Here is a 1,364-nt window from a genome sequence, read left to right as displayed (position 1 = left end):
CTCGCCGTGATCAAGGGGTCCGCCGTGAACCAGGACGGCGCCTCGAACGGTCTGACCGCGCCGAACGGGCCGTCGCAGCAGCGGGTGATCCGGCAGGCGCTGGCGTCGGCCGGGCTGAAGCCGTCCGAGGTGGACGCGGTGGAGGCGCACGGCACCGGCACCCGCCTCGGCGACCCGATCGAGGCGCAGGCCCTCGTCGCCGCCTACGGGCAGGACCGCGAGCGGCCGCTGCTGCTGGGCTCGGTGAAGTCCAACATCGGCCACACCCAGGCCGCCGCCGGCGCCGCCGGACTCATCAAGGCCGTCATGGCGATCCGGCACGGCGTCCTGCCACCCACCCTGCACGCCGACCGCCCCTCCTCGCACGTCGACTGGACGGCCGGGGCCGTCGCACTCGCCACCGCCAACACCGACTGGCCCGACACCGGCCGGCCGCGCCGCATGGGCGTGTCGTCCTTCGGCATCAGCGGCACCAACGCCCACGTCGTCCTGGAACAGGCCCCCGACCTCGCCCCCGAGGAACCGGAGCAGGTCAGCGTCCTTCCCCGGGTCGTGCCCTGGCCGGTGTCCGCCCGCACCGAGGCCGCGCTCGACGCCCAGCTCGACCGGGTCCGCGCGCACGCCGCGGGCCGTGCGGCGCTGGACGTCGGGTACTCCCTGGCCACCGGCCGGTCCGTCTTCGAGCACCGGGCCGTCCTGCTCGCCGCCGACGACGGACTCGCCGAGGCCGCGCGGGCGGTCGCCGAGCCCGGCCCGCTGGCGGTGGTCTTCTCCGGGCAGGGTGCCCAGCGGCTGGGCATGGGGCGGGAGCTGTACGGCCGTTTCCCGGTGTTCGCCGAGGCCCTCGACCAGGTGCTGGCGCACCTGCCGTCCGGCGTGCGGGAGGCGATGTGGGGCGGGGATCCGGCGGTGCTGGAGGGGACGGGGGTGGCGCAGCCGGCGTTGTTCGCGGTGGAGGTGGCGCTGTTCCGGCTGGTGGAGTCGCTGGGGGTGGTGCCGAGGTTCGTGGCGGGGCATTCGGTGGGGGAGGTCGCGGCCGCGCATGTGGCGGGGGTGTTGTCGCTGCGGGACGCGTGCGGGCTGGTGGCGGCGCGGGCGCGGTTGATGGAGGCGCTGCCCGCGGGGGGTGCGATGGCCGCGGTGGAGGCGGCCGAGGAGGAGGTGCGGGCGCATCTGGGTGAGGGGGTGGCGCTGGCGGCGGTGAACGGTGCGCGGTCGGTGGTGGTGTCGGGGACCGAGGCGGGGGTGGAGCGGGTGCTGGCGGCGCTGGGGGAGCGGCGGCACACCCGGCTGGCGGTGAGCCATGCCTTCCACTCGCCGCTGATGGACCCGATGCTCGACGACTTCCGCACCGCCCTCACCGG

At 76.2% G+C, this 1,364-nt stretch carries 1 protein-coding gene; it reads left to right on the top strand.

The features are described 5' to 3' along the window. A partial coding sequence (locus ABD363_RS32370; protein ID WP_344610031.1) for an acyltransferase domain-containing protein occupies positions 1 to 1,364 on the top strand: 1,364 nt, incomplete at both ends.

The organism is Streptomyces glaucus (assembly GCF_039533365.1).
Taxonomy (GTDB): domain Bacteria; phylum Actinomycetota; class Actinomycetes; order Streptomycetales; family Streptomycetaceae; genus Streptomyces; species Streptomyces glaucus.
Note: the sequence above shows the minus strand (reverse complement) of the source record. Positions and strands in the feature narration are given on the sequence as shown.